The sequence below is a fragment of the Pseudovibrio sp. Ad37 genome, from assembly GCF_001623075.1.
Lineage (GTDB): Bacteria > Pseudomonadota > Alphaproteobacteria > Rhizobiales > Stappiaceae > Pseudovibrio.
This window is the reverse complement of sequence record NZ_LMCF01000199.1, coordinates 1-549: the sequence shown is the minus strand read 5'-3', so window position 1 is coordinate 549 and position 549 is coordinate 1. Positions and strand designations below refer to the sequence as shown.

Here is a 549-nt window from a genome sequence, read left to right as displayed (position 1 = left end):
TAATTCAACAACTTGTTCAATATATCCAATACCAACATTACCTATCAACAGAAAGTGTTCCTTATAAATTATTGATCAGTCTTCTGACCGAACAAGATGAAAATCTTGCAGCTTTTTGCAATCGCCAATTTATCAGCCGCTCAACGTGTTTTCGGCAAACAAAAAAATTGGCTGAATATTTGAAGGAATACAATATCAACTTGAATTTATCGAATCTTACCTTATCTGGTTCTGAAATGCTGATTCGCATCATCTTTTTCAATTTCTTTTGGTTTGTTTCATTAGGGGAAAGCCTGGATAGCATTCCTTACAGCCAAGAAGTTCGTGCATTGATTTATAAGCACGAAGGATCGCAACACAAGAATAAGTTTGATTTAGGAAAAAAACAAGCCAGCCTCCATTGCCTGATTTGTTTGCTGAGGATCGAAAATAATCATTTTACGGATATCTATAGATTATCAAGAGATTCCTTTATTCCAAGCGAAGCAAACATTGACTTTTTTTACGACTTCTTCAAAATTGCGAATCTTCGTTTAGATATCTTAGAGG

General features: G+C 34.6%; 1 protein-coding gene. It reads left to right on the top strand.

The window, feature by feature from the left end:
- Positions 1–549, top strand: a 549-nt coding sequence (locus PsAD37_RS21235; RefSeq protein ID WP_193778319.1) for a helix-turn-helix domain-containing protein, incomplete at both ends; no start/stop codon positions are given.